The 25580-nt window shown below is 28.0% G+C and carries 30 protein-coding genes; 20 read left to right on the forward strand and 10 right to left on the reverse strand.

Features of this window, described 5'->3' with window-relative positions; translation table 11 throughout:
• Window positions 1-846 precede the first annotated feature (846 nt).
• Both HZY31_RS00580 and HZY31_RS00585 read left to right on the forward strand, forming a co-directional pair.
• Window positions 847-2268 (forward strand): aspartate kinase, encoded by a 1422-nt coding sequence (locus HZY31_RS00580; RefSeq protein WP_297317543.1) that lies wholly within the window; start codon window positions 847-849, stop codon window positions 2266-2268.
• 33 nt (window positions 2269-2301) lie between these two features.
• Window positions 2302-2577 carry a tetratricopeptide repeat protein gene (locus tag HZY31_RS00585; protein WP_297317544.1) on the forward strand — a complete coding sequence of 92 codons (276 nt, stop codon included), beginning with the start codon at window positions 2302-2304 and terminating at the stop codon, window positions 2575-2577.
• A 19-nt stretch (window positions 2578-2596) separates the two neighbouring features.
• On the opposite strand, the gene HZY31_RS00590 is transcribed toward HZY31_RS00585, so the two are convergent.
• On the reverse strand, window positions 2597-2776 hold the full coding sequence (locus HZY31_RS00590; protein WP_297317545.1) for a hypothetical protein: 180 nt from the start codon (window positions 2774-2776) through the stop codon (window positions 2597-2599).
• Window positions 2777-2878: 102 nt separating this feature from the next.
• Between HZY31_RS00590 and HZY31_RS00595 the strand changes: the two genes are divergently transcribed.
• Window positions 2879-3379: a multiprotein bridging factor aMBF1 gene (locus HZY31_RS00595; protein WP_297317546.1), complete on the forward strand. Its 501-nt coding sequence runs from the start codon at window positions 2879-2881 to the stop codon at window positions 3377-3379.
• A gap of 5 nt (window positions 3380-3384) precedes the next feature.
• Here the strand turns inward: HZY31_RS00595 and truD are convergent, their stop codons facing one another.
• Window positions 3385-4683, reverse strand: a complete 1299-nt coding sequence (truD, locus tag HZY31_RS00600; protein WP_297317547.1) for a tRNA pseudouridine(13) synthase TruD — start codon at window positions 4681-4683, stop codon at window positions 3385-3387.
• Between the two features lie 55 nt (window positions 4684-4738).
• Between truD and HZY31_RS00605 the strand changes: the two genes are divergently transcribed.
• Window positions 4739-5047, forward strand: a complete 309-nt coding sequence (locus HZY31_RS00605) for a hypothetical protein (RefSeq protein ID WP_297317548.1) — start codon at window positions 4739-4741, stop codon at window positions 5045-5047.
• An 8-nt stretch (window positions 5048-5055) separates the two neighbouring features.
• Here HZY31_RS00605 and HZY31_RS00610 read toward each other — a convergent pair whose 3' ends face one another.
• On the reverse strand, window positions 5056-5205 hold the full coding sequence (locus tag HZY31_RS00610) for a DUF629 domain-containing protein (RefSeq protein WP_297317549.1): 150 nt from the start codon (window positions 5203-5205) through the stop codon (window positions 5056-5058).
• A 163-nt stretch (window positions 5206-5368) separates the two neighbouring features.
• Here HZY31_RS00610 and acs point away from each other — a divergent pair, with 163 nt between their 5' ends.
• The gene (gene acs / locus HZY31_RS00615; protein WP_297317550.1) at window positions 5369-7468 is read left to right on the forward strand and encodes an acetate--CoA ligase alpha subunit; all 2100 of its coding nucleotides are present in this window, start codon (window positions 5369-5371) and stop codon (window positions 7466-7468) included.
• A gap of 33 nt (window positions 7469-7501) precedes the next feature.
• On the opposite strand, the gene HZY31_RS00620 is transcribed toward acs, so the two are convergent.
• Complete coding sequence (locus HZY31_RS00620; protein WP_297317551.1) at window positions 7502-7789, reverse strand: HesB-like protein; 288 nt, start codon at window positions 7787-7789, stop codon at window positions 7502-7504.
• Between the two features lie 208 nt (window positions 7790-7997).
• On the opposite strand from HZY31_RS00620, the gene psmA reads away from it, so the two are divergent.
• The 10 genes from psmA to HZY31_RS00670 all read left to right on the forward strand — a co-directional run bounded on the left by psmA (window position 7998) and on the right by HZY31_RS00670 (window position 13574).
• Entirely contained in the window at window positions 7998-8756 is a 759-nt protein-coding gene (gene psmA, locus HZY31_RS00625; protein ID WP_297317629.1) for an archaeal proteasome endopeptidase complex subunit alpha, read from the forward strand.
• A gap of 164 nt (window positions 8757-8920) precedes the next feature.
• The gene (locus HZY31_RS00630; RefSeq protein WP_297317552.1) at window positions 8921-9628 is read left to right on the forward strand and encodes a ribosome assembly factor SBDS; all 708 of its coding nucleotides are present in this window, start codon (window positions 8921-8923) and stop codon (window positions 9626-9628) included.
• A gap of 18 nt (window positions 9629-9646) precedes the next feature.
• A complete protein-coding gene (gene rpl37A / locus HZY31_RS00635; protein ID WP_297317553.1) occupies window positions 9647-9925 on the forward strand; it encodes a 50S ribosomal protein L37Ae in 279 nt (92 codons plus the stop codon).
• Between the two features lie 61 nt (window positions 9926-9986).
• The gene (locus HZY31_RS00640) at window positions 9987-10127 is read left to right on the forward strand and encodes a DNA-directed RNA polymerase subunit P (RefSeq protein WP_015791919.1); all 141 of its coding nucleotides are present in this window, start codon (window positions 9987-9989) and stop codon (window positions 10125-10127) included.
• Window position 10128: 1 nt separating this feature from the next.
• Window positions 10129-10641 carry an rRNA maturation protein gene (locus HZY31_RS00645; RefSeq protein WP_297317554.1) on the forward strand — a complete coding sequence of 171 codons (513 nt, stop codon included), beginning with the start codon at window positions 10129-10131 and terminating at the stop codon, window positions 10639-10641.
• Between the two features lie 15 nt (window positions 10642-10656).
• On the forward strand, window positions 10657-10899 hold the full coding sequence (locus tag HZY31_RS00650; RefSeq protein ID WP_297317555.1) for a KEOPS complex subunit Pcc1: 243 nt from the start codon (window positions 10657-10659) through the stop codon (window positions 10897-10899).
• A gap of 30 nt (window positions 10900-10929) precedes the next feature.
• The gene (gene rpl18a, locus HZY31_RS00655) at window positions 10930-11160 is read left to right on the forward strand and encodes a 50S ribosomal protein L18Ae (RefSeq protein WP_297317556.1); all 231 of its coding nucleotides are present in this window, start codon (window positions 10930-10932) and stop codon (window positions 11158-11160) included.
• A 70-nt stretch (window positions 11161-11230) separates the two neighbouring features.
• The gene (locus HZY31_RS00660; RefSeq protein ID WP_297317557.1) at window positions 11231-11659 is read left to right on the forward strand and encodes a DUF2666 domain-containing protein; all 429 of its coding nucleotides are present in this window, start codon (window positions 11231-11233) and stop codon (window positions 11657-11659) included.
• A gap of 77 nt (window positions 11660-11736) precedes the next feature.
• On the forward strand, window positions 11737-12786 hold the full coding sequence (locus HZY31_RS00665; RefSeq protein WP_297317558.1) for a radical SAM protein: 1050 nt from the start codon (window positions 11737-11739) through the stop codon (window positions 12784-12786).
• Window positions 12783-13574: a sulfide-dependent adenosine diphosphate thiazole synthase gene (locus HZY31_RS00670; protein WP_297317559.1), complete on the forward strand. Its 792-nt coding sequence runs from the start codon at window positions 12783-12785 to the stop codon at window positions 13572-13574. The genes HZY31_RS00665 and HZY31_RS00670 overlap by 4 nt, the downstream gene beginning before the upstream one ends.
• 3 nt (window positions 13575-13577) lie before the next feature.
• Here the strand turns inward: HZY31_RS00670 and HZY31_RS00675 are convergent, their stop codons facing one another.
• The 6 genes from HZY31_RS00675 to HZY31_RS00700 form a co-directional block, all read right to left on the reverse strand.
• A complete protein-coding gene (locus HZY31_RS00675; RefSeq protein WP_297317560.1) occupies window positions 13578-14363 on the reverse strand; it encodes a hypothetical protein in 786 nt (261 codons plus the stop codon).
• Between the two features lie 5 nt (window positions 14364-14368).
• Complete coding sequence (locus HZY31_RS00680; RefSeq protein ID WP_297317561.1) at window positions 14369-15145, reverse strand: TatD family hydrolase; 777 nt, start codon at window positions 15143-15145, stop codon at window positions 14369-14371.
• A 24-nt stretch (window positions 15146-15169) separates the two neighbouring features.
• Complete coding sequence (locus HZY31_RS00685) at window positions 15170-15760, reverse strand: SagB/ThcOx family dehydrogenase (protein WP_297317562.1); 591 nt, start codon at window positions 15758-15760, stop codon at window positions 15170-15172.
• Window positions 15761-15973: 213 nt separating this feature from the next.
• A complete protein-coding gene (fdhF, locus tag HZY31_RS00690; RefSeq protein ID WP_297317563.1) occupies window positions 15974-17998 on the reverse strand; it encodes a formate dehydrogenase subunit alpha in 2025 nt (674 codons plus the stop codon).
• Between the two features lie 177 nt (window positions 17999-18175).
• On the reverse strand, window positions 18176-18727 hold the full coding sequence (locus HZY31_RS00695; protein ID WP_297317564.1) for a 3'-5' exonuclease family protein: 552 nt from the start codon (window positions 18725-18727) through the stop codon (window positions 18176-18178).
• Between the two features lie 46 nt (window positions 18728-18773).
• Complete coding sequence (locus HZY31_RS00700; RefSeq protein WP_297317565.1) at window positions 18774-19937, reverse strand: geranylgeranyl reductase family protein; 1164 nt, start codon at window positions 19935-19937, stop codon at window positions 18774-18776.
• Between the two features lie 117 nt (window positions 19938-20054).
• Here HZY31_RS00700 and HZY31_RS00705 point away from each other — a divergent pair, with 117 nt between their 5' ends.
• The 5 genes from HZY31_RS00705 to HZY31_RS00725 all read left to right on the forward strand — a co-directional run bounded on the left by HZY31_RS00705 (window position 20055) and on the right by HZY31_RS00725 (window position 25559).
• Window positions 20055-21329 carry a cation:proton antiporter gene (locus HZY31_RS00705; RefSeq protein ID WP_297317566.1) on the forward strand — a complete coding sequence of 425 codons (1275 nt, stop codon included), beginning with the start codon at window positions 20055-20057 and terminating at the stop codon, window positions 21327-21329.
• 86 nt (window positions 21330-21415) lie between these two features.
• Window positions 21416-22048, forward strand: coding sequence for a cobalt-precorrin-7 (C(5))-methyltransferase (locus tag HZY31_RS00710; protein ID WP_297317567.1), 633 nt, complete (start codon window positions 21416-21418; stop codon window positions 22046-22048).
• Window positions 22041-22415 carry a fluoride efflux transporter CrcB gene (gene crcB / locus HZY31_RS00715; protein ID WP_297317568.1) on the forward strand — a complete coding sequence of 125 codons (375 nt, stop codon included), beginning with the start codon at window positions 22041-22043 and terminating at the stop codon, window positions 22413-22415. The genes HZY31_RS00710 and crcB overlap by 8 nt, the downstream gene beginning before the upstream one ends.
• A 41-nt stretch (window positions 22416-22456) precedes the next feature.
• Entirely contained in the window at window positions 22457-22807 is a 351-nt protein-coding gene (locus HZY31_RS00720) for a DUF190 domain-containing protein (RefSeq protein WP_297317569.1), read from the forward strand.
• Entirely contained in the window at window positions 22779-25559 is a 2781-nt protein-coding gene (locus tag HZY31_RS00725; protein ID WP_297317570.1) for an STT3 domain-containing protein, read from the forward strand. Before HZY31_RS00720 ends, HZY31_RS00725 begins: the two co-directional genes overlap by 29 nt.
• Window positions 25560-25580 lie beyond the last annotated feature (21 nt).

A 25580-nucleotide genomic window follows, 5' to 3' on the forward strand; every position in this document is an offset into this window, starting at 1 on the left:
AGTAAATAATATATCTATATGAAAATTTATAAAAATTATATTAAAAATAGATATTATAAATTTGAATTTTTAGATATAATTATAATCCTTTAAGCATAAAAGAAGGACAGAAAATCCTTTATTTCCTATTAAACTCATACATTTTTATATTTATATTCTTTTTGAGAGTAATAACGAACCTCGGGAAAATTTCGATCTGAATATTACAAAATAAGAAAAATATCGAAAAAATATTATAATAATATGAAAAATTTCAAAATTATAATATTACCATAATAAAAAACAAAATTTTTTTACGATTTAATATTATCAAGTCCCGAGTGTAAATATTATAAAAATATAAAAATCTACAAAAAATATATTACAAATATATATCATAAACTTAAATTCTTTGATATAATTGTAAATCTTATGGGCTTAAAAAAGGGCAGAAAATCCTTTATTACATACTAAACTCATAAATTTCTATATTCACATACTTTTTAAAAGTAATACTGACCCTCGAGAAAATCTTGATCTGAATATTATAAAATCATAAAAATATCAAAAAAATATTATAGTAATATGATAAATTCTAAAATCGTAATAGTCTATAATAAGAAATTTAAAATTTTTATTATAAAATATTAACAAATCCTAAGAGTAAGTATTATGCATTATTATAAAAATTTGCAAAAAATAATATTAAGAAATATGAAAATTTTTCTATATTTAAATTCTTTTTAATAATTTAAAGAAAAGTTTTAAATATATGTATTAAAATTTTTGTGTGATTATTATGAATAAAACTTTTAAAAATTAAGTATAATTTTTATTTTAAAATCTAAAAGATTTTTTGGTGTAATTATGGTAACTGTAATGAAGTTTGGAGGTACATCAGTAGGTTCTGGAGAAAGAATCAGGCATGTAGCGAATATAGTGGTTAATAGAAAAAAGACAGATAAAGATGTTGTAGTAGTTGTGTCTGCAATGAGTGAGGTTACAAATGCATTAATTGAGATTTCTCAACAAGCATTAAATATTAGAGATATCAATAAAATAAGTGATTTTATAAACTTCATAAAAGAGAAACATTACAAAGCAATTGAAGAATCTATAAAGTCTAAAAAAATTAAAAAAGATGTAAAAAAAATAATTGATAGTAGAATAGATGAATTAGAAAAGGTTTTAATAGGAGTAGCATACTTAGGAGAATTAATTCCAAAATCAAGAGATTACATTTTATCATTTGGAGAAAGATTGTCATCTCCAATATTATGTGGAGCAATTAGAGATTTAGGAGAAAAATCTATCGCCTTAGAGGGTGGAGAGGCAGGAATTATAACAGATGATAATTTTGGAAATGCAAGAGTTAAAAAACTCAAAGTTAAAGAATATCTCACTCCTTTATTAAAAGAGGGTATCATTCCAGTAGTTACAGGATTTATTGGAGTTACTGAGGAAGGAAATATAACAACCTTAGGTAGGGGAGGAAGTGACTATTCAGCCGCTCTAATTGGCTATGGATTAGATGCTGACATTATAGAAATATGGACAGATGTTAGTGGGGTTTATACAACAGATCCAAAATTAGTTCCTACTGCAAAAAGAATTCCAAAACTTAGTTACATTGAAGCGATGGAATTAGCATACTTTGGAGCAAAGGTATTACATCCAAGAACTATTGAACCAGCAATGGAAAAGGGCATTCCTATATTAGTAAAAAATACATTTGAACCTGAAAATGAAGGAACTCTAATAACTAATGATATAGAGATGAGCGACAACATCGTTAAAGCGATAACTACAATAAAAAATGTGGCTCTTATAAACATATTTGGGGCAGGGATGGTTGGAGTTAGTGGTACATCAGCAAGAATCTTTAAAGCATTAGGAAAGTATAATGTCAATGTCATCCTAATAAGTCAAGGGTCCTCTGAAACAAATATATCAATTGTAATCAGTGAGGAAGATGTTGATAGAGCATTAAAAGCATTAAAAGAAGAATTTGGCGACTTTGGAAAGAAGAGTTTTTTAAACAACAATGTAATTAGAGATGTTATGGTAGATAAAGATGTTTGTGTAGTTTCAGTAGTGGGGGCAGGAATGAAAGGAGCTAAGGGCATAGCAGGAAAGATATTTACAGCAGTTTCTGAGAGTGGTGCAAATATAAAAATGATAGCCCAAGGTTCCTCTGAGGTAAATATCTCATTTGTTATTGATGAAAAGGATTTGATAAATTGTGTTAGAAAATTACACGAGAAGTTTATTGAAAAATCTAATCAGTAAATATTTTATAAATTTTAATTTTGGTGCTAATATATGGATAATAACAAAGATAATAATGAAGAGGCAATTTATTATTATAAAAAAGGCATTGAAGTTGGAAATAAAGGAGATGTAAAAAAGGCATTAGAATATTTTAATAAAGCAATAGAATTAAATCCATTTTATAGAGATGCATATTATAACAAAGCATTAGCATTAAGAATTTTAGGAAGATATGAAGAGGCAAGAGAATGCTTAATAATAGGAATGTCAATTGAAAGATACTCTAACAATAAAAATAATAAAAAGAGCGAAGATAATGGGAAATAAAATAGTAAATAATTTTTAGTTACTCAACATTAAGTTCTTTTTTAATCTTTTCATTTATTTCTTTTAATTTTTTATATAAATCATCATATTCCTCAGTATCTAAGCCAAGTTCTTTTAATTGGTTAATAATTGATTCAAAATGTTCCTCTGTGTGATGCATAGTATGAAGAAGTTTCTTTATTAACTTTTCCCTTTCCATAATTTCACCACAATTAATATATAGCCTAAAATTAAAAATAGTTAATAAAAATATTCGATGACTTAGTATATAAATGTTATTAAACTTTTGAGGGATAGTATTATGAAAATGTGTGAGTTGTGCGGAAAACTCGTTGATAAACTATATACTGTAAGAATTGAAGGAACTGAAATGCAAGTTTGTAGGGATTGTGCAAAATTTGGAAAGAGTCCAAAAACATATTCAAGAATTGGTAAAAAACCTTCAACAGTTACATCATTTACAACAACATCATACTCTAAAAATGTAGTTAAAAAGAGAAGAACGAGAGATTTATTAGACAGTTTGCCAATGTTAAGAGAAGATTATGGGGATGTTATAAGAAGAGCAAGGGAAAAATTGGGATTGAGTGTTGAAGAACTTGCAAAAAAACTTAAAATGAAAGCATCAACTTTACACAAATTTGAAAGATATGAATTGGAGCCAAATGAAAAAGAAATTAAAATATTAGAAAAAGAATTAAAAATAACCTTAACTGAAAATGTATCAGATGTTGGAACATACTATGGTAGTGGAGATGAAGAAGGCTTCACATTGGGAGATTTCTTAAAAATCAAAAAGTAAATTTTTTATTTAATCTTTTTCTCTATAAACTCTCTTAAAATAGATGTGGCATAAGAGCCTTTTTTTAAACAGAACTGTAAAATATAACTATCATCCTCTATCCAATATTTCATATTGTATATCTTTTCTACAAGTTTTCTTCTATCGCCTATAAACGAGCCAAAATCTTCAATTTTAAAGTCTTCTGGTTTTAAATATTCTCTTTCATAAATTTCTCTTTCAATCTCTCCTTGTATTCCTGAGGCAAATTTTGTTTTATATCCAAATAACGCCCCAGTTGGAATATTGTCAATTAATATATCCCCTTCCAATGGTTCAAAACCATATTCATATCTTTTATTTATTATTTCATTAAAAAGATAGGATTGATAAGCGTTTATAAACATACACCTTAAATATGGAGGCAAATATAGAAATGCCTTTTTATAATTTTTAGTTTCCATATATGCTTTAATCATTCTCCTCTCGTAAAAGAAGCATCTTGGAAATTTTTTATATGCCTCTTTAAAGTTTTCTTCATCTACTAATTCCCTCGCTAATTTTGATTTCTCATCATCATAAGGTAATGGACTCCCACAATATAAATGGAAAGCAGATTCCCAATCTCTTTCTATTATAAATTTTCCAACTATGTGAGTTATAGGTCTTGTAGTTCCAAATCTCTGAATTCCATAGTAATTTAGAAAGTATTTTAATTTACACAACTCATTTAAAGTTTTCTCTAACTCTTCTCCTATAATCTCTGGATTTCTAACTCTTATAGTAAATCTATTTCCCCACAAATCCCCTAATCTTATTTTTTTATTTGTCTTTTGGAAATCTCTTAACACAATGCCCTTAATTTTAACTTTCATTAAATCTTCCAACTTTACATTAAAACAACCTACTCTTTGAGTAGTTATGGCATACTTATCTTTATTTCCAGCAAATCCAAAATGTTTTCTTTGCTTTCCAACTCTATTAGCTATTTCTCTAATCGCATCCAAAGTAGTCCAGTTTCTTTTTTCTAATGTAAAATGTATGTAATTCCCTTTCCAATTTTCCTCATCTTTAAATTTTATACATTTACTAACCTCTAAAATAATTCCTTCGGGAGTTATTTCCTCAACAATAAAATCTTCTGGATACTTTTTAATTTCTCCACCAGTGTATAAGTTAGACAAATATTTATTCATATTTAAAGGCATCTCTTTTAGTTTTTCTTTAATTCTACTATCTCTTAATTTTTTTCTGTATTTTTTTAATTTTTCTTTTAAATTTTTCTTACTTTCTTCTTTTCTTTTTTTTATTATTAAGATATACATAATAATCACCAAATTATTAAATAGAGAATTAATAATAAAATCAATTGGTGATATTTTGAGATCTAAAAAGGTTTGGAGAGAGTTGTTAGAAATAGCAAAAAGTTATTATGATGAAGATAAAATATTCTATTCAAAAACTAAAAGAGGAATTTATAAAATAAAAAGTTTTAGTAAGGACAAAATAGTTATTAAAAAATTGAGTGGAAAATTGGATGAGGTTTTAGGTAAAAAAAGATTTATTGAAAATTGGGACAAACTTATTTATGGCATAGAATGGAATATATCTCCAGCAATAAAATCTTTTTTAAAATTGCATCCAAAAATAGTTGAAGATGAAAAAGGAAACCTTGTGTATAAAGAATAAAATTTTATTTATTCTTCCTTATTTTTTTTAAATAAATGTCCATGAGCCTTATTAACATGCTTAGTATAATCCTTAGAGTATTTAAACAATTTTCCACATCTTGGACACATGAAGAATGTTCCATATCTGTTTGTTATTTTTATTGCCTTTAATCTCAATGAAACCACCCCCTAAAATTCTCGTGTTTTGTATTTTAAATTTTTTATTTTAAATCTTTAAATAAATTTAATTTTATATACTATAACCAATATAAATGTAGGATAAGAAAAAATAAAGTGAAAATAGTATAAAAATTTTACCAAGTTCTGTGGGGGATAATGTATGAGTTTAAAATACATTTTTTATCCTAACTCAGTTGCTGTCATTGGAGCTTCAAAAATTGAAGGAAAAGTTGGTTATGCAATAATGAAAAACTTAAAAAATTTTAATGGGAAAGTTTATCCAGTAAATCCAAAGTATGATGAGATCTTTGGAATGAAATGCTACAAGTCAGTTTTAAACATTGATGATGAGATAGATTTAGCAGTTATAGTAGTTCCAAATATCGTAGTTCCTAAAGTATTAGAGGAATGTGGAAAAAAAGGGGTTAAAGGGGCTGTAATAATTACTGCTGGCTTTTCAGAAGTGGGAAATTATGAATTAGAAGAAAAAATTAAAGAAATTGCAAAAAGATATAATATAAGAGTTATAGGTCCTAATTGTTTGGGTATAATGAACACTCAAATAAACCTTAATGCTACATTTGCAAAGATATTTCCTCCAAAAGGACATATATCAATAATTTCCCAAAGTGGGGCTGTTTTAAATGCCATATTAGACATTGCTCCATTGTTAAATATAGGATTTTCTAAGGTTGTTAGCATTGGAAACAAAGTAGATATTCAAGAAAGTGATTTATTGGAATATTTTAAAGACGATGAGGACACAAAATTAGTTGTTCTATATATAGAGGGACTAAAAGATAAAAGATTTTTAAAGGTTGCTAAAGAATTGTCTAAAAAGAAACCTATAATTGCTCTAAAATCTGGAAGGACTGAAATGGGTAAAAAGGCGGCAAAATCACATACAGGCTCTTTGGCTGGAGAGGATGTTATTTATGAAAGTGCTTTCAAAGAGGCAGGAATTATTAGAGCATATACATTTGAGGAGTTAGTTGATCTAATTCATTTATTCTCAACTCAGCCAGTTATAGATTCTAACGATATTGGAATAATAACAAACGCTGGGGGCTTTGGTGTCTTAGCGGCAGATAGTTGTGTTGATTATAATATGAAATTGCCAAATTTTGAAGATACAACAGTAGATAAACTTAAAGATATTCTCCCACCTTCTGCCAATATATCAAACCCATTAGATATAATTGGAGATGCTACACCAGAAAGATACAAAAAAGTTATAGAAGTTCTATCTGAAGATAAAAATATTAAAGGACTTTTAGTTATTTTAACTCCACAGGAAATGACTAAGCCATTAGAAGTTGCTAAATCAATAGTAGAAGTTAGAAATACTCACAGATCTTTAAAAAATAAGCCATTGATTACCTCATTTGTAGGAGGAGTTTCAGTTAAAGGGGCTAAAAGTTATTTAAGGAAGAATGGAATTCCAGCATACATAACTCCAGAAAATGGTGTTAAAGCCCTCTATAAATTATACAAATACAGTTTAATAAAAGTTAAAGAAGATTATGACGAATATGTAGAAAAAGTTAAAGAAGAATTTTTAAAGATAACTGAAAATAATAAAGAAATTATTAATCAACTATTACAAAATCCAAATGAATATAATGCAAAAAAATTGCTATCCATTTATGGTTTTCCAGTTCCTAAGGGATACTTAGCTAAAAATGAAGATGAAGCATTAGAGTATTGCAAAAAATTAGGAAAATGTGTGATGAAAATTGTCTCTCCTCAAATATTGCATAAAACAGAAGCAGGGGGAGTAATAATAAATCCAGACAATCCAAAAGAAGCCTTTAAAAAATTAATAAACAATGCCAAAGAGTATGCTAAAAAGAACAATATTGATAATTTAATTATAGAAGGAGTTTTAGTTGAGGAGTTTATAGATAGAGAGAAAATAGAGATTATTGTAGGAGGAAAAAGAGATGATATATTTGGTTCAGTAATTATGGTAGGATTAGGTGGGGTTTTTGTTGAAGTTTTAAAGGATGTTAGTTTTGGAATTTCACCAATAACGAGAGATTTTGCTATACAAATGTTAAAAGAATTAAAATCATACAAAGTTTTAGAGGGGGTTAGAGGTAGAGCTAAAAAAGATATTAACTTCATTATAGACACTTTAATAAAGATTGGAGTATTTATGGATATACATAAGGAGATTAAAGAGTTAGATTTAAACCCAGTATTTGTATTTAATGAAAATGAAGGAGGATGTATTGGAGATGTTAGAATAATAAAATAATCATTGCTAACTGGTCCCATAAAGGGTTCCCAGTTAGTACTCTCCGCTACCTTTTATTTTAATATACTTTCCAAATATTGATCTTCTTAAAGTAAGAGTAACTTCATCTAACCATTGGTCAGCGATAGGGTCTATATAGATTTTAAATTCATTATCATAAATTAATTTATCTTTTTCGTTTGGTTGTCCAATGGATATCCCAAATTTAGGTCCTCCTCACCCAAAACCATCAAAGTGTATAATTATAGTATCCTTATTTACTTTTTTTAATTTATGTAGGATAAACTGTTTAGCTTCATCTGATATATTTACCTTCTTCATTGATTATCACCTTCACTATTTACATTTATTATTTGTCTTAACTTCTCATATATATAATTTACGGTTATGACACTATCATACACAATCATAGTTTGCAAACACAACATACAAATAATGAACAATAGAAAGAATAAAAAATAAAAACTATTATAAATATATAAAGTTTAAATTTATTATCTGAATTTAATCATTATATTTCGGAGGGAAAATTATGCAAATGGTTCCACCCAGTGCTTATGATAGAGCAATTACAGTATTTAGTCCAGAAGGAAGATTATATCAAGTAGAATATGCCAGAGAGGCTGTAAGGAGAGGTACTACAGCGATAGGAATAACTTGCAAAGAGGGGGTAGTGTTAGCAGTAGATAGAAGAATAACAAGCAGACTCGTAAAAATTAGATCAATAGAGAAAATATTCCAAATTGATGATCATGTTGCTGCAGCTACATCAGGGTTAGTCGCTGATGCGAGAGTTTTAATAGACAGAGCAAGATTAGAGGCACAAATTTATAGGTTAACTTATGGTGAAGAAATTCCAATTGAATTATTAGCAAAGAAAATTTGCGACATTAAACAGGCATACACTCAGCATGGTGGAGTTAGACCATTCGGAGTTTCATTATTACTCGCTGGAATTGATAAAGATGAAGCAAGACTATTTGAAACAGACCCAAGTGGAGCTTTAATTGAGTATAAGGCAACAGCAATCGGTAGTGGAAGACCAGTTGTTATGGAGTTCTTAGAAAAAGAATATAAAGAAGACTTAACTTTAGATGAATCTTTAAATTTAGCTATTACTGCTTTAGCAAAAGCTAACGAAGATATAAAACCAGAAAATGTAGATGTATGTATAATATCTATTAAAGATGCTCAATTTAAAAAAGTACCTACTAAAAAAATAAAAAATATTATTGAAAATGTTAAAGAAAAACTAAGTAAAGAAGAGAAAGAAAAAAACAAAGAATAAGTTAGGTGTATATTTTAAACTCTTTTATTTTAGAAACTATTCCATTAATTACCATTATCTCCTGGCTTAATTCTTTCGCATCTATTTATAACTACCTCTTATCCTTATCTTGACAATCTCAAATTGATAATCCGAAACATTTATATAATGCTAAGAGGGATATTATGGTGTCCTTAGAAAAGGCAGTTATTGCAAGATATACCTCACACGGTGAAAAATTCGAAATTTTAGTAGATCCCTACTTAGCCGCTAAACTTAAAGAAGGTCAAAATGTTGATATGGATGAACTTTTAGCCATAGATGTTATATTTAAAGATGCAAATAAAGGAGAAAAGGCTCCTGAAGAACTTTTATCAAAAGTCTTTGGAACTACTGATGTTAAAGAAATTGCAAAGAAAATTATATTAAAAGGTAATGTTCAATTAACTGCTAAACAAAGAGAAGAACTTAGAGAACAGAAAAAAAGGCAAATTATTAATATAATTAGTAGAAACACTATTAATCCTCAAACTGATACTCCTCATCCTCCACATAGAATTGAGAAGGCATTGGAGGAGTTAAGAATTAATATTGATATTTACAAAAGTGCTGAAGAGCAAGTTCCTGAAATTGTTAAAAAACTTAAAAAACTTTTGCCAATTAGGTTTGAAAAAAGAGATATTGCTGTTAAAATATCTCCTGAATATGCTTCTAAGGCATACAATTTTTTATATCAATTTGGATCTGTTAAGCAGGAGGAATGGCTATCTGATGGTTCTTTAATTGTATTGATTGAAATACCAAGTGGTATTGAGGCAGAGTTTTACGCTAAACTAAACAAAATAACCAAAGGAAATGTTCAAACAAAAGTAGTTAAAAAATACAGCGAATAATAAGAGAGGTGAAAAAATATGTTTAGTCACACTAAGAAGGTAGGACCCGCAGGAAGATTTGGACCAAGATATGGTTTAAAGATAAGGGTAAGAGTTAGAGATGTAGAAGTTAAAGCAAAAAAGAAATATAAGTGCCCAATTTGTGGATTCCCAAAATTAAAGAGAGCCTCAACATCAATATGGGTTTGTGAAAAGTGTGGGGCTAAAATAGCTGGGGGGGCCTATACTCCAGAGACAGGAGCAGGTAAGGCAGTTATGAAGGCTATAAGAAGAATTGTTGATAGAAAAGAGGAATAATATAATCTTAAAATATTCTCTAAAATATTTTAAATTTTACAAATAATTTTCTGGGATGCATATGGTAGAGTATAAATGTTTAAACTGTAAAAAAATTATAAAATTCGAAGAGTTAGGTAACAGAGCAAGATGTCCATATTGTAGTTATAAAATATTAGTTAAACTTAGACCAAAAGTCGTTAAACATGTAAAGGCGAGGTAAAATGATAATTACAACTTCAAGAAAGCCCTCTCAAAGAACAAGAAGTTTTGTTAGGGATTTAGAAAGAACTTTAAATCTACCCTATGTTCAGAGAGGGAAACTTTCATTGAAGGAGTTATTTGAAATAGATAAACATATTTTGTTAATTGGGGAATTTAAAGCGAATCCAGGGACATTAATAGTTTATGATGTTGAAAATAATAGAAAACTATCAAGTTTTATTTCTGTTAAATTACAGAGAGAGATTTGTGGAGAAAAGATATACAATAACGATGGAATAAAAATAAGAGTTAGTAGGGAATTACAAAATAATGAAGATTTTAAAAAATATTATGAAATCTATAATGAATTTTTATTTCAACACTTAAATATTGATGAAGACAGTAACATAACATTAAAGTTAGAGAAAGATCCTAAATATTTGTTTAATATTCAATTCTACAAGAATAGAGTAAAAATAGGACCTTTAATTAGAGTAAAGTCTATTAAATTATTTGATAATTTATATGATTAACAATTAGGGATTTTTATGAATTATTTTGAGTTAATATTAGAGTTTGATTCAGAGGAAGAGGCAGAAATTATTTATAAATCTATATTTTTAGAACATATATCTTCTCAAATAAAATCTAAGGCTACAATGGATAGAAATAAAAATGTTATAAAAATAAATGTTGAAGCAGAAGACATTTCTATATTAAAGGCATCTATCTATTCATATTTAAGATGGATTGGAGTAGCACAAAACATTTATAATATTTGTAAAGAATAAGAGTTGAATAAATATTTGGAGGTGGGTTATTTGGTTAAAATATATAGAATATCTGGAAAAATATTTTTAAAAAAAGGAGAGCCTATAATATTTAGGAAAGAATATAAAGCTTTAAAACCAGAACATGCCTTAGAAATATTATATTCAGAATTTGGTGGAAGATATAAAGTTAAAAGGTCAAGAATAAAAATTTTAAATATTGAAGAAATTCGTCTAGAGGATGTTACTGATCCTATATTAAAGAAATTAGTCACTGCCTAAATCTTTTTTTATTTTTTATAATTTTTGCTTTTATTTTATCTCTATTTTAAAAGTTTTATTTGGTGAAAAAGTGGAGGATAAAATTGAATTTATAGCAAAACATAAAAATTGGTTTGTAGTAAAAAAAATAAAAATAGATGAAAATACTGAAAATATTGAAATAGCGAGATTATTGGCATCCATAGATGAAACTGTTTTAAACAAAATAATTGAATATTTACCGTTTGATATTGACAAACTTTATAAAATAGCGGATGAAATCTTTCAAAAGAAAAAAGGGAGAATTACAGAGGAAGAGATAGCCCAAGTTTTGAAAAAATTAAAATCTCCTGCAACTACGAGAAAACTAAATGAAATTACAGAATCAAAAGAAGGTAAGGAGATACTTAAAGCTATATTAAACAACATAATATTAGAGAGATTAGGAATCCAAACAAGAGTTTCTCCAAAAGTTATTGAAAAATACATTGAAAATATGCAAACAGAAGGATTAAAATAATAAAATATTTGTTTTAGTTTTTATTTTTAATATTTTTATTTTAGTTTTTAATAAATAATAACTTTTGGGGGAAGTTTATGAATATTGATGAAATATTAGAAAATGTAAGAAAAGCGTTTAAATTAACTACTAAACATTTTGAAAATACTGTTACATTTGAAAGAGCCCTTTTTTTAGGATGGTATTGCGATTTAAAACATCCCTGCAAATTTTGCTATATGTCTACTCAGAAGGATAAAATAAAAGACCCAAAAAAAGCCAGAAGAAAATTAGAGAGTATTTTAGCAGAGGCTATTTTAATGAAAAGAATTGGATGGAAATTAGAGTTTATATCTGGTGGTTATGGCTATAGTCCAAAGGAGATAAATGACATTGCTGAAATGGTGGCATATGTTCAAAAATGCAAGCAGTATTTAAATGTTGGTGTTGTTGATTTAAACAGTATCAATTTAGATGTTATTGAAGGAGTTGTTGGATCTATTGAGACAGTTAGCAAAGATAGAGATTGGATTTGTCCAGGAAAACCATTGGATAAAATTAAAGACAATTTATTAAAGGCTAAGGAATTAGAGTTAAAAACTGGGATAACTATAATATTGGGCTTAGGAGAAAAAGAGGAAGATATAGATAAATTATTAGAACTAATTGAAGAGTTGGACTTAGATAGAATTACATTCTATTCATTGAATCCTCAAAAAGGGACGATATTTGAAAATAAACCCTCAGTTACTACAATAGAATATATGAATTGGGTGTCTAATGTTAGATTAAACTTTCCTAAGATTAAAATTATTACAGGAGTTTGGGTTGATAAGATTCCAATGATTAGTCCGTTAATATTAAGTGGTTCCAATGTAATTACCAAGTTTCCAGTATTTTCTGTATTTGGAACAAAAAAAGCTCATTGGATAGAAAAAGAGATTTTATCAACTGGTAGAGAGCTAATAGGAACTTTTACAGATATTGAAGTTCTGAAAGGAGAAAAAGTTTTAGAAAAAACTCCCTACATAGAGGAAGAAATAAATATAAGTAAGGAAAATATTAGAAAGGTTGAAGAACTCAAAGATAAAATAGATGAAAAAATAAATAGTTACATTTCCAAAGTATTAAAAAAGGTGATTCAATGAACAACTTAAAGGAGATAAAGTTAAATGCTGACGAAGTTAAAATAACAAGGGCTATTTTAAAGGCAAGTTTTGACATGTGGATGGATATAGTAGATGTAGATGTTGTTATAGTTGGAGCGGGTCCAAGTGGTTTAACCTGTGCGAGATACTTGGCTAAGGAAGGGTTTAAAGTAGTTGTCTTAGAGAGACATTTAGCATTTGGCGGAGGAACCTGGGGAGGAGGAATGGGCTTTCCATACATTGTTGTTGAAGAGCCAGCAGATGAAATATTGAGAGAGATTGGAGTTAAATTAATAAAGATAGATGATTACTATGTTGCCGACTCCGTAGAAGTTCCAGGTAAATTGGCAGTTTCCGCAATAGATGCTGGTGCTAAAATATTAACTGGCATTGTTGTTGAAGATTTGATTATAAGAGAAAATGGAGTTGCAGGAGTTGTAATAAATTCTTATGCTATAGAAAAAGCTGGATTCCACATAGATCCATTATGTATAAAGAGTAAAGTTGTTGTTGATGCTACAGGACACGAGGCATCTGTTTTAAACACATTAATTAAAAAGAACAAATTAAATGCTGAAGTTTTTGGAGAAAAATCAATGTGGGCTGAAAAGGGAGAAAATGCTTTATTAAGAAATACAAGAGAAGTTTATCCAAATCTATTTGTTTGTGGAATGGCGGCTAATGCTGCTTATGGTGGATATAGAATGGGACCAATCTTTGGAGGAATGTATTTATCTGGAAAACTCTGTGCTGAACTAATTACTGAAAAATTAAGAAAAGAAGAATAAAAATTAATTTTTTATACTCTCTTTTAATAAAATTATTTCTTCCCTTAACTTATAATTTCCTACTTTTCTTGCAATTTTTAAAATAGAGTCTATCTCTTCATCGTAACTCTTTAAAATTCCTTGTTCAATCCTATATATTTTCAGATTTATTAAAAAAAGTGCCTCATAATCAAAAGATGATTTAAATTCTTTTTTCTCTATAAACTCTTTAACCTTTTCTAAGATTTCAATAATTGTTATTCTCTTTTGTATAAATTCCTCAGTTAATTTCCTTCTTTTTCTTCCAGTTAGTAAAAGTTCTATTTCATTTTTTAACTCATAATCTCCAGCTCTAAATGCAATATTTAACAAACTTCTAACTTCTGAATTATAGTCAGATATTATATTTTCATCGAGTCTTAATATTTTTAAATAAATCAAATTTAATAAATGAGTATCTTCATAAGATTTGTAAGGTTTTTTTTCTATGTAGTTTTTTAAATACTCCAAAATTTCAATGAGTTTTTTTATTTTATTTTTTTGTGATTTTGTTAGTTTTTTCTCTTCACCAAACAACCATAAATTAATCTCTCTTTTTAAATCATAACTTCCAACCTTTTTAGCTATTTCTAAAATTTTATTTGCTATTGGAATAATATCTTCATCTAAAACATGTCCCTTTTCAAGATAATCTAACATTAATCTTATAATTGCTTTTTCGTCACTCCCTTCTTTTGCATACATATCTAAAATTTCTAAAATATAAATGAATTGTTCAATAACTTCTATTTTACTTTTATTTAATAACATTGAAATCACTTAATATCTTTTTTATTAAAAATTTTTACAGCATTATTATGGGATACTTTATTAATGATATCTTTCTTAATATTGTTAATCTTCATCTTTAAAACAGTTCTTGGAACTGCTAAAACATCTGATGCATTTGAAGAGCAATCACTATTTAATAAAATCTTATCAGCAAAATCTTTATTTTCTTTAACTATTTCAACAGTTTCTAATGGAGTTAATTTTCCTGGTTGTATGGTTAATCCTACATAATAATCATTGTCTAAAACCCATTTTGTTGTTTCTTTATTGCAATGTTCTATAACTATATTTTTATTTTTTAGATTTAGAGTATCTATTTCCTCCAGTATTATTTTAGTTATTTCCTCTTTATTTCTTCTTGGAGTATGAACAACTACTGGCATATTTAATTCTTCTGCCAATTTTAACTGTTTTATAAAAACTTCTTTCTCCTCTTTAGTATTTTTTTCTAAACCAATTTCTCCAATTCCTACAACTTTATCATATTTTACATATTCATTTTTTATTTTATTCAAAGCTTCATCAATCTCTGGGGGAATAGCTCTTGGATGAACTCCAACACAAATAAATAGATTTAATCCTACCTTTTTAGCTCTCTCTAACTCATTGATTAAGAGTTTTTCAACATGTGCTTCCCAAACTTTAACATTTTTCATTTCAAATGGGTCATGTGCCAATGTTATAACAGCATCTAAGCATATAGCCATTAACTCTAAATCTTCCAATCCTCTTGTATCTGAATGAATGTGAGTGTCTATCATACTTTCACCATTTAAATAAAAATTTTATTTCTCTGAAAGTGGAACCCCTACGGGCATTAGTAATAATGGATATTCATCAATGCCCAATATATTTTTTATTTCATTGTCATAAAATGCTCCTACTGACACTGTTCCTAAACCTAATGATGTAGCCATTAAATAAATATTCTGAGCTACATGCCCTACTTCCATATGAACATATCTAAATCCTCTATCTCCATAAACTCTTGTAGTTCTTTCAAAATCTGCGGCTATTATTATAACAATTGGAGCTACGGCAATAAACATCTGTTTTAATGATGCTAATGCTAATTTATATCCAACTTCATCATCCAAAATTCTAATTATTGAATGTTTCTCTGGGATGTACTTATAAACTCCCTCTTCAAGCCCTAATACATCTTTAGCATTTACATAAATTTCTAAGGGATATGTAGCTCCAGCAGAAGGAACTGTCTTAAATCCTCTACTATCAGTTATTCCATACGCTGCAAATAATAAATGAGATAGTTCCTTTAAAGTTAATGGAGTAGAACTGTATTCTCTAATAGACCTTCTTTTTAATAAAACATCTTCTAACTTTATCATTTCAATTTCTGGTAGTAAAATTTCCATATTTATCACTCTAAAATACTAATTTTATTTTACTAATAAATATTATATTGATTATCAATTTTTAATTTTTTTGGTTTAACAGAAAAAAGAATTTTTAAAGAATATCAAAGTTTATTAATCTGGTAAAAATTATTTAAAATAAAAAGAAAAATTAAAAATGAATAAAGAATAAATTATAAAGAAGTCTAAAATATAAATAAATTCTTTTTATTTTTAAATTTTCTCAATTTTTACAGCGCATACTTTAAGTTCTGGAATTTTACAGTTTGGATCAAGATCTGGATTAGTTAATTTATTTACAGGAGTTTCTGCAAAATGGAATGGCATAAATACGACTCCTTTTTTAATATCCTCAGTTATTCTTGCCTTTACTATAATTTCTCCTCTTCTTGATGACACCTTAACTAAATCATTATTTTTAATGCCTAATTTTTTAGCATCTTCTAAATTTATTTCTACAAATCCTTCATTTATCTCATTTGTTATATGCTTACATCTTCTTGTCATTGTTCCTGTATGAAAATGGAATATTATTCTTCCAGTCGTTAAAATAAATGGATATTCTTTATCTGGTAACTCATCTGGTTCTTTGTATTCAACTGGAAATATATTTCCTAAACTATCTGGAGTTAAGAATTTTTCAGTATATATGATAGGAGTTCCTTTATGATTCTCATCTGGACATGGCCACTGTATTCCATCAACTCCCAATCTCTCATAAGTGATTCCTGCATATTGTGGAGTTACTTTTCTAATCTCCTCAAATACATCTCTTGGAGAATTGTAATTAAACAACTCTTTATATCCCATTTTTTCAGCAAGTTTTTTGATTATTATCCAATCCTCCAAAGCATATCCTGGTGGATTTACAGCCTTATTAATTTTTTGGACTCTTCTCTCTGTATTTGTGAATGTCCCATCTTTCTCCGCCCAGCATGCCGCTGGAAGAACTACATCAGCAAATTGAGCAGTTTCAGTTAAGAATATATCCTGAACTATTAAGAAATCAAGAGATTTTAATGCTTTTTCTACATGATTTATATCTGGGTCAGAGACCATAGGATTTTCTCCCATTATATAAAGACAGTTTATTTCTTTTCCAGATTTTTCAATCATTTCTGTTAGGGTTAAACCAATTTCATTATTTAACTCAACTCCCCACAGATCTTCAAATTTTTTATAAGCAATATTTACTTTTTGATAACCTGGAAATACATCTGGTAAAGCTCCTAAATCACAAGCTCCTTGAACATTGTTTTGCCCTCTTAATGGATTAACTCCTGTTCCTCTCTTTCCTATATTTCCAGTTATCATTGCTAAATTGCATAATGCTTTAACAGCATCAACACCATGTGTAAATTGTGTAACGCCCATACAGTAAAGTATTGAAGATCTCTCAGCACTTCCATACGTCTTCCCTGCTTTTATAATTAATTCAGGAGAAATATTACATATTTTTGAAACATACTCTGGGGTGTATTTTTCTACAACCTTTTTTAAATCCTCAAATCCTTTTGTTCTATTTTTTATAAATTCCTCATCTATTAACCCCTCTTTAATTATAACGTTCATTAAGGCATTTATAAGTGCTACATTAGTCCCTGGAAATATTTGGAGATGTAGATCAGCATTTTTTGCAGTTATCGTTCTTCTTGGATCAACTACTATTATCTTAGCTCCTTTTTCTTTTGCTCTAACAACTTTTCTTGCAATTAATGGATGCTGTTCAAAGGTGTTAGAACCAATTATTAATATACAGTTGGCATCTTCAATATCTTCAATTGAATTAGTCATGGCACCAGACCCAAAGGCTTCCCCCAAACCTTTAACAGTTGCTGAGTGTCAAAGCCTTGCACAGTGATCTATATTGTTAGTTTTTAAAACAGTTCTTGCAAACTTTTGGAAAACATAGTTGTCTTCATTTGTACATCTTGCAGAAGCAATAAAACCAATCTCATTTGGAGGATATTCCTCTAACCTTTTTGCAATCAAATCTAAAACTTCCTTCCAAGTAGTTTCAACGAACTCTCCATTCTTCTTAATTAATGGTTTTTTTAATCTATCTTTGCTATGTATAAATTCATAGCAGTAATTTCCTTTAATGCAGGTTTTCCCCTCATTTATAGGATGTCTTTTGAATGGATAAGTTCCTACAACCTTATTATCTTTAACAATTAAATCAATTCCACAACCTATTCCACAATATGGACATATTGTATGAACAATATTTAATTCCACAACTATCACCAATTTCTATTTTTGTAATTGGGAAGCCTTTGGGTCTTTTTTCGCCACCTGCTCCCAAAGAGGGTTCGCAGAGTGGCGGGTGCCTTAGTATTAAAAAAGAAAAAATAAAAAATTTTTAATTTAAAAATATAATATAGAACTATCAAAAAAGTTTTTAAACTTTAGAGATTAATCCAGTATTTTGTGAATATTCTTTATAATCTTTTGTAAAAATTCTATATATGCTTCAGTTTCATTTTTTATGTATTCCTCAATTTTATCATATTGTTTATTTTCATACCACCTCTTTATAAATCCTCCATTGTATTTCTTTTTTGTAAATCTATTTAAACTCGCTCCTCTAAATTTTCCATTGTTTAATAAAACAACAATCGGTTTTAGATCAATATATGGTCTATTATAGTAAATTTCTCTACTTGTAAGTTTAACTCCAAGATATTTATTAAATTTTGTCATTAAAAACTCCCATTCAAAATTTAAATTAAATCCTACTGAAATAAAGTCCCAAATACTTTTATCTACACTAAAAAATTTCTCATAAAATTTAAAAACAATATCCCTCTCTGAAGATTCCCATTCTTTTAGTATTTTCAATTTTCCTTTTGGTTTTCCAGATCTTAAATTTATCCTTTGATACTGTATCGTTATAATTTTATCTGTTTCTGGATTTGGCTTATCATTTGGAGAGTACGTCTCTATATCAAAATAATATTCAGCCATGTTCTCCCATTTTATTAAGTTTTATTTTAATTTTTTATTTTTTTATTTAAAACAAATCCTTTAAAATTCTAAACCCTAAATCAAAACTTAAAGATTTAAAAATTTTCATAATCAAAGGAGTTTGTATGTCCATATCTCCATAATTATTGATGTAATCTATTAAATCACTTTTTGCCAATTTTTCTATAATTTTGTCTAATGTGTCATTTTCTAACTTTAAAAAAACATTTCTAAGAAGTAATCCCCTTTTTATTTCTTTTCCAAAACATTCTTTCCACAGTTTGTCATAAAGTTCTAACCCCTCTATATCTCCATTTAAATACTTAGTTATTACTTCTCCAGCAATTTTTCCTCCAATTGCTCCAAAACATAATCCTCCCCCACTTAAAGGTTTTACATGGCATGCGGCATCTCCAACTAATAAAACATTGTCTTTAACAGTTTTATCTAAATAACCAATTGGCAGTGAACCAGTAGAAAATTCAGTTATTGTTGCTTTCTCCAATATCTCCCTTGCAAATTTATTTTCATTTATAAATTTTAAAAGTTTGTTGTAGCAGTTTCCTTTATCTACTAATCCAACTCTAACTCTATCATTTCCCATAGGTATTATCCAAGCAAAAAAATTTTTTGAATACTTTTTATCCAAAAAAACATAGACAAAATTATCATCGCAATTAGCATTAACCATTTCAAACTGACAGCTTGACAAAATCTCCCTTTTTTTATTATTAACTAATCCTAACTTTTTTCCTGTTATACTTTTAGAGCCATCAGATCCAACTATAACTTTTGGATACAATATAATATCTTCCCCTAAGTGATTTATTTTGACATAATAACTATTTTTATTTTTTTCAATCTCACCATAAGCTTTTAATAAAAAATCACATTTTTTTGACGCTCTTATAGCAATATCTTTGTCCATAATTTTCCTCTCAAAAACATAGGCTTTAATTTCTTCATTACCTATTTTTATCATATTATTTTTTGTGTAAATATAAGCCCCTCTTACTTTATTAACGCAACCTTTTGGATTTCCCAATTCTCTAACTCCTCTTTTACTTATCAAACCTGCACACTGCAAAGGAACACCTATACTTTGATGCTCCTCAACAATAAGAACTTTATAGTTTTTTATGTTTTCTCCTGTTATACAGCCAATTGGACCTCCACCAATAACAATAACATCGTAATCTTCTTTATACAAATTTATCACCATAATGATTCGCTATGTATTATTTATAATAGTAAGATATATATTTTAGTTACAAATTATTGTTAATGTAAAATTCAATAGTATTTAAATCGTTTAAATGGTGAAATTATGGATATTGCAATATCTCTTGGATATCTATCAATTCTTTTTGCTGGAGGAGCAATAATAGCAAAAATAGCCAAAAAGATAGGAATTCCAGATATTCCTCTATTGTTAATATTTGGTCTTATTTTGTCGGCTCTAAATGTCATTCCAAAGAATATTGTAGATAATTCTTTTGACTTTATTGGAAACTTTGGATTAATAATTTTATTGTTTATAGGTTCTTTTGAAATGGAATGGAATGTTATTAAAAAAGTATTAGATGTTATCGTAAAACTTGATATATTAGCATTAATCATAGTTTGGATTATCTCTGGAATTGTGTTTAATTTTGCATTTCATCTTCCTATATTATCATTAATTGGTTTATTATTTGGAGCCATTGTTTGTGCAACAGATCCAGCTACTTTAATCCCAATATTTTCTAAAATGGATATAAATCCTGAAGTAGCAATAACATTAGAAGCAGAGAGTGTCTTTAACGATCCATTAGGTATTGTTGTAACATTAATTTGTTTATCCGCTCTTGGTTTAGCTAAATCTGAAAATCCACTTCTTGAATTTATCTCATTGGCTATTGGAGGAATAATATTAGGATTAATCGCTGGTAAGTTTTATGAATGTATTATTTCAAAAATTAAGTTTGAAGATTATATTGCTCCATTTACGTTAGGATTAGCTATAGCATTTTGGTACTTTGCCCAAGTAATTTTTCCATCAATAACTGGTTATGAAATTAGTGGATTTATGGCTGTGGCTATAATGGGACTTTATATAGGTAATGTAATAGTGCATAAAAAAGAACATAAAGAGGATATGGAAAGAGTTTCTGTATTTTTTGATGAAGTATCTATATTTGTTAGGATATTAATTTTCATATTTTTAGGAGCGAGTATTTCTATTCCTCTATTAGAAAAATACGCTATCCCAGCATTTATATGTGCTATAGGTTCAATACTATTAGCAAGACCTATTGGTGTTTTAATAGCTACAGCAATTCCACCAGTAAGACCTCTTGCTGAAAGAATCTACATTGCATTAGAAGGTCCAAGAGGTGTAGTTCCAGCAACATTATCAGCGATGGTTTATACTGAAATTATAAAGCATCCTGATATAGTTCCAAAGAGTGTAGCAAAGTTAATGCCACCTACAGAATTGGCTGGAACTATATTAGTAGCAACTTTTATGACAATAATAGTTAGTGTTATATTAGAAGCTTCATGGGCAAAACCATTAGCAGATATACTACTTAAAAATAATTCTGAATCTGAAAGTAGTTAAATGTAATGAAAATAAACTTTTCTTTTTTAAATTTATTTTCTTTTTAAATAATTTTTTCTGAATTAAATTAATAGACATGTGAAAGTATGATATATATAGTTGGAATTGGCCCGGGAGACAAAGAGTTTTTAACTTTAAAAGCATTAAAAATTGTTGAAAATGCTGATTTAGTTGTAGGTAGTAAAAGAGCATTAGAGTTGTTCAATATAGATGAAAATAAAAAGATAACTCTATCAAAAAATGTCGTAGATGATTTAAAAAAAATCTTAAAAAATGAGAATATAAAAGATAAAAAAATTGCTATACTCTCTACGGGAGATCCATGCTTTAGTGGATTATTGAAAACATTATTGAAAATTGGAGTTAATGAAAAAGACATTGAAGTAATTCCGGGAATTTCTTCTGTTCAAATAGCATCTGCAAGGTTAAAAATATCCTGGGAGGATTACAATATTATAACTCTTCATGGAAAAGAAGAAAACTTAAAGAATCTATTAAATTTGTTAAAAAAGAAAGAAAAAGTTATTTTTCTACCAAATAACCTAAAAAAAGATGTAGAATATTTAATAAAAAATGGAATAGACCCAAATACTAAAATTTGGATTCTTGAAAATATAACATATCCTAATGAGAAAATTAGTTTAAAGTCATTAAAAGATATTACCAAAGAGGATTTTTCTTATTTAACAGTTTGTATATATAGGGGAGAGGATGATTAGAGAATTACTATTAATAGGAATTGGTGGATTTATTGGGGCCATATTTAGATTTTTAATTTCAGGAATTATCCCCACTAAGTTTAATTTACCTACAGGAACATTATTAGTTAATTTAATAGGTAGTTTTATATTAGGTTTTTTAATGTATAGTTCTTTAATGATTCCTATATCTAACGAATATAAATTGTTACTTGGAACAGGTTTTTGTGGAGCATTAACTACATTTTCAACATTTTCTTATGAGACTTTTAATTTAATTTCTGAAGGTTTATTTTTAAATGCTTTAATAAACATATTGGTCAATGTTTTAGGATGTCTAATTATGGTTTATTTTGGGAGAGTCGTAGCTTTAGCTATCTTTAAATAATTAAATTATAAAATATAAATTTACTTAAATAGGTGATATTTATGAGAATAAATGTAAAAATATTACGAATATATCTTAAAGAAGGAGATAAATATGAAGGAAAGGTAATGTATAAATATATTGTTAATATGCTAAAAAAAGAAGGTATTAGTGGAGCTACAGTATATAGAGGGATATACGGTTATGGTGTTAGAGGAATTAGTGACTTTGACATATTTAGATTATCAATAAATCTACCAGTAGTCATAGAATGTGTTGATATTGAAGAAAACATAAATAAAGTTTTACCTAAGTTATATGAAATCATAAAAGAAAATGGTTTAATAGTAATAACTGATGGATATGTTTATAAAGGTGAAAGTTATGAACAAAATATTGGAGAAAATAAATAATTTATTTAGAGAAAAAAGTTGGATTAAAATTTTATTAATTGTATTAATGTTGATGTTTATTAGTTTTCAACTAAGGGCTCAGCCAGCAGATATGAAATTCGCCCAAGGTAATGAATTTTTAAAAAAGATGTTTTCTGATGAACATGGAAGAATGTATCTTTTAGGTATAGATCCATACCATTATTTAAGATTTTCAGAAAACCTATATGAGCATGGATACTGTGGAGACACTATAAAAATTATACATGGAAAACCTGTTCCTTATGACCTATACCAATATGCCCCACCAGGACATCCTATCTCCTGGGAACCCCCAGCAATATGTTTAGCTACATTATTAATCTATTATATATGGCATTCCTTTGATGCAACAGTAACTATTATGAATGCCGCTTTCTGGGTTCCAGCAGTTTTAGGAATGTTATTAGGAATTCCTATATATTTCATAATTAGGAGAGTTACAAACAGTAATATTGGAGGAATTGTTGGAGCTATAGCGATAATATCAGCTCCTTCTTTATTATACAAAACCTGTGCAGGTTTTGCAGATACACCAATATTTGAAATACTTCCAATATTGTTTATAGTATGGTTTATTCTTGAAGCTATATATAATCAAGGAAATACAAAATTATTCTGTAAAGATTTAAAAAATTCTATTTCCTTATTTGTAATAGTGGCAATATTCCTCGATCTTATATTTGGATTTTATTTAAATAATATTGCTTCGGGAGAAGAAATTGTAAAGGCATCTATTCTATTTTACACAGTATCGATAATACTTATTATAATTGGATTAATAATTGCTGGAATTAAAAAATTAAAAAATGAATATGTAGAGTTTGAATTATTTGCTACAATGGCTTTAATATTAACAGTTTTAGCTCCAAAAATGTGGGGGGCTTGGTGGTATGGATTTGATATAATTACAGCATTTTTAGTAATATATCCCTTAATTCTGGCATTATTAAATTATACTAGAATAATAGATTTAATAGATGTTAAAAACCTTAAAAATATTGTATATCTATCAATCTTCTACATAGTAGGGTCATTTATATTATTAACAGTAACTTATGGCTTTAATATGGCAATTTCTCCAATTACTTCTCCTATTAGTGTAAATCAAGTACTTTCGACATATACATTATCATCAGGGTGGCCTAATGTCTATCAAACTGTTGCTGAACTTGCAAAGCCAAGTTCATTTAATGAGATATTTATAAATGCTATTGGCTCAACAACTATAGCGATTGCTGGAATTCTCGGGATTATTGTATCTTTTATTTCATTAAGACATGAAAAAATTAAGTTTGATATAAAATATGCAATTCTTTTATCAATATGGTTGGTAGTAACTTTATATGCAGCAACAAAGGGTATTAGATTTGCTTCTTTAGCTACTCCTCCATTGGCTATTGGTTTAGGAATCCTTATAGGACAGATAGATAGATTACTAAGGATGAATAATGATATGACATTATTTGGTTTAGGAATTCCTGTAGGATTATTTGGACTAATTATGATTTCAAAATACTTCACTAAAATTCCTGAAATCTTAATTCCTACAACCTATGTTCCAGAAATAGCCTATGGATTTTTAATAGTATTAATTTTATTAGGTATTTATAAAATTTTAGATATATATGTTTCAATAAACAATAAAAAGGAATGTATAATTAAGATATTATCTCTATTACTCTGTATTGGTGTAGTACTACCACCTCTTGCTTTTGCTGTTCCATTTTCACCAGCACCTACATTCAATAATGGTTGGAAAGCAGGATTAGATTGGCTAAAAGAACATAGTCCAAAAAATTCTGTTATAACATGTTGGTGGGATAATGGATATATATATTCATACGAAGCTAGAAGGATGGTAACTTTTGATGGAGGTTCACAAAATAGTCCTAGAGCTTACTGGGTTGGAAGAATTTTTGCTACATCTAATGAAAATCTTGCTGTTGGGATAATTAGAATGTTGGCAACGAGTGGAGATGCAGCATTTGAAAAAGGTAGTGTTTTGATGAACTATACTCACAACAATGTTTCAGAGGTCGTAAAAATATTAAATGAGATTTTACCAGTAAATAGAAGTTATGCCTATGAAATATTAACTAAAAAGTATGGTTTAAGTGATAAAGAGGCTAAAATGGTTTTAAATGCTACTCATCCATTACATCCTAATCCTGATTACTTAATAACCTACAATAGAATGACTGATATTGCCCCAGTTTGGAGTATGTTTGGTTTCTGGAACTTCTCATTACCTCCAAATACACCTGACAATAAGAGAGAAAAAGGTGCATTTTACAAAGGGTTTTCTTATATATTAAATAACAATACTATACTTGCAGATGTAAAAATATATGGGTTAGATTATATCACACTAATAAATGAAACAAACATAACAACAGCTATTATTAAAAATGAAAATGGAAAACCAAAACCTGTTGGAACCTTCAAAATCCATAAATTGTATATTAAAACTCCATACGGTGTAAAAGAGTTTATAATAAATAAAGATGGACAGTTATCAGAGTTTATTAGAATAGAACCATACGGTAGAGGTTGGGCGTGGTTATCAACAAGAAACTTAGAGGATAGTATCTATGCTAAGTTACATTTCTTAGATGGATATGGATTGAAACATATAAAATTAGTCAAAGCTACACTTGATCCTACAAACTTTGGAGTTCAGCCAGGATTTAAGATATATAAAGTAGATTATGGAACTGACTATCTAAAATAAATCTTCTAAATTTTTTTAAAT

Origin of the sequence: Methanocaldococcus sp. (assembly GCF_024490875.1) — an archaeon.
Taxonomy (GTDB): domain Archaea; phylum AGJL01; class Methanococci; order Methanococcales; family Methanocaldococcaceae; genus Methanocaldococcus.

Bases quoted from the DNA above. Each gene is read 5' to 3' on its own strand.
- rpl37A (WP_297317553.1), top strand. From the start codon at position 9,647: ATGTTTAGTCACACTAAGAAGGTAGGACCCGCAGGAAGATTTGGACCA.
- HZY31_RS00670 (WP_297317559.1), top strand. From the start codon at position 12,783: ATGAACAACTTAAAGGAGATAAAGTTAAATGCTGACGAAGTTAAAATA.
- HZY31_RS00580 (WP_297317543.1), top strand. From the start codon at position 847: ATGGTAACTGTAATGAAGTTTGGAGGTACATCAGTAGGTTCTGGAGAA.
- HZY31_RS00705 (WP_297317566.1), top strand. From the start codon at position 20,055: ATGGATATTGCAATATCTCTTGGATATCTATCAATTCTTTTTGCTGGA.
- HZY31_RS00685 (WP_297317562.1), bottom strand. From the start codon at position 15,760: ATGGAAATTTTACTACCAGAAATTGAAATGATAAAGTTAGAAGATGTT.
- HZY31_RS00585 (WP_297317544.1), top strand. From the start codon at position 2,302: ATGGATAATAACAAAGATAATAATGAAGAGGCAATTTATTATTATAAA.
- HZY31_RS00720 (WP_297317569.1), top strand. From the start codon at position 22,457: ATGAGAATAAATGTAAAAATATTACGAATATATCTTAAAGAAGGAGAT.
- HZY31_RS00725 (WP_297317570.1), top strand. From the start codon at position 22,779: ATGAACAAAATATTGGAGAAAATAAATAATTTATTTAGAGAAAAAAGT.
- HZY31_RS00645 (WP_297317554.1), top strand. From the start codon at position 10,129: ATGATAATTACAACTTCAAGAAAGCCCTCTCAAAGAACAAGAAGTTTT.
- HZY31_RS00695 (WP_297317564.1), bottom strand. From the start codon at position 18,727: ATGGCTGAATATTATTTTGATATAGAGACGTACTCTCCAAATGATAAG.
- truD (WP_297317547.1), bottom strand. From the start codon at position 4,683: ATGTATATCTTAATAATAAAAAAAAGAAAAGAAGAAAGTAAGAAAAAT.
- HZY31_RS00630 (WP_297317552.1), top strand. From the start codon at position 8,921: ATGGTGTCCTTAGAAAAGGCAGTTATTGCAAGATATACCTCACACGGT.
- HZY31_RS00640 (WP_015791919.1), top strand. From the start codon at position 9,987: ATGGTAGAGTATAAATGTTTAAACTGTAAAAAAATTATAAAATTCGAA.
- HZY31_RS00675 (WP_297317560.1), bottom strand. From the start codon at position 14,363: ATGTTATTAAATAAAAGTAAAATAGAAGTTATTGAACAATTCATTTAT.
- HZY31_RS00680 (WP_297317561.1), bottom strand. From the start codon at position 15,145: ATGATAGACACTCACATTCATTCAGATACAAGAGGATTGGAAGATTTA.
- acs (WP_297317550.1), top strand. From the start codon at position 5,369: ATGAGTTTAAAATACATTTTTTATCCTAACTCAGTTGCTGTCATTGGA.
- HZY31_RS00590 (WP_297317545.1), bottom strand. From the start codon at position 2,776: ATGGAAAGGGAAAAGTTAATAAAGAAACTTCTTCATACTATGCATCAC.
- HZY31_RS00595 (WP_297317546.1), top strand. From the start codon at position 2,879: ATGAAAATGTGTGAGTTGTGCGGAAAACTCGTTGATAAACTATATACT.
- HZY31_RS00650 (WP_297317555.1), top strand. From the start codon at position 10,657: ATGAATTATTTTGAGTTAATATTAGAGTTTGATTCAGAGGAAGAGGCA.
- HZY31_RS00665 (WP_297317558.1), top strand. From the start codon at position 11,737: ATGAATATTGATGAAATATTAGAAAATGTAAGAAAAGCGTTTAAATTA.
- crcB (WP_297317568.1), top strand. From the start codon at position 22,041: ATGATTAGAGAATTACTATTAATAGGAATTGGTGGATTTATTGGGGCC.
- HZY31_RS00710 (WP_297317567.1), top strand. From the start codon at position 21,416: ATGATATATATAGTTGGAATTGGCCCGGGAGACAAAGAGTTTTTAACT.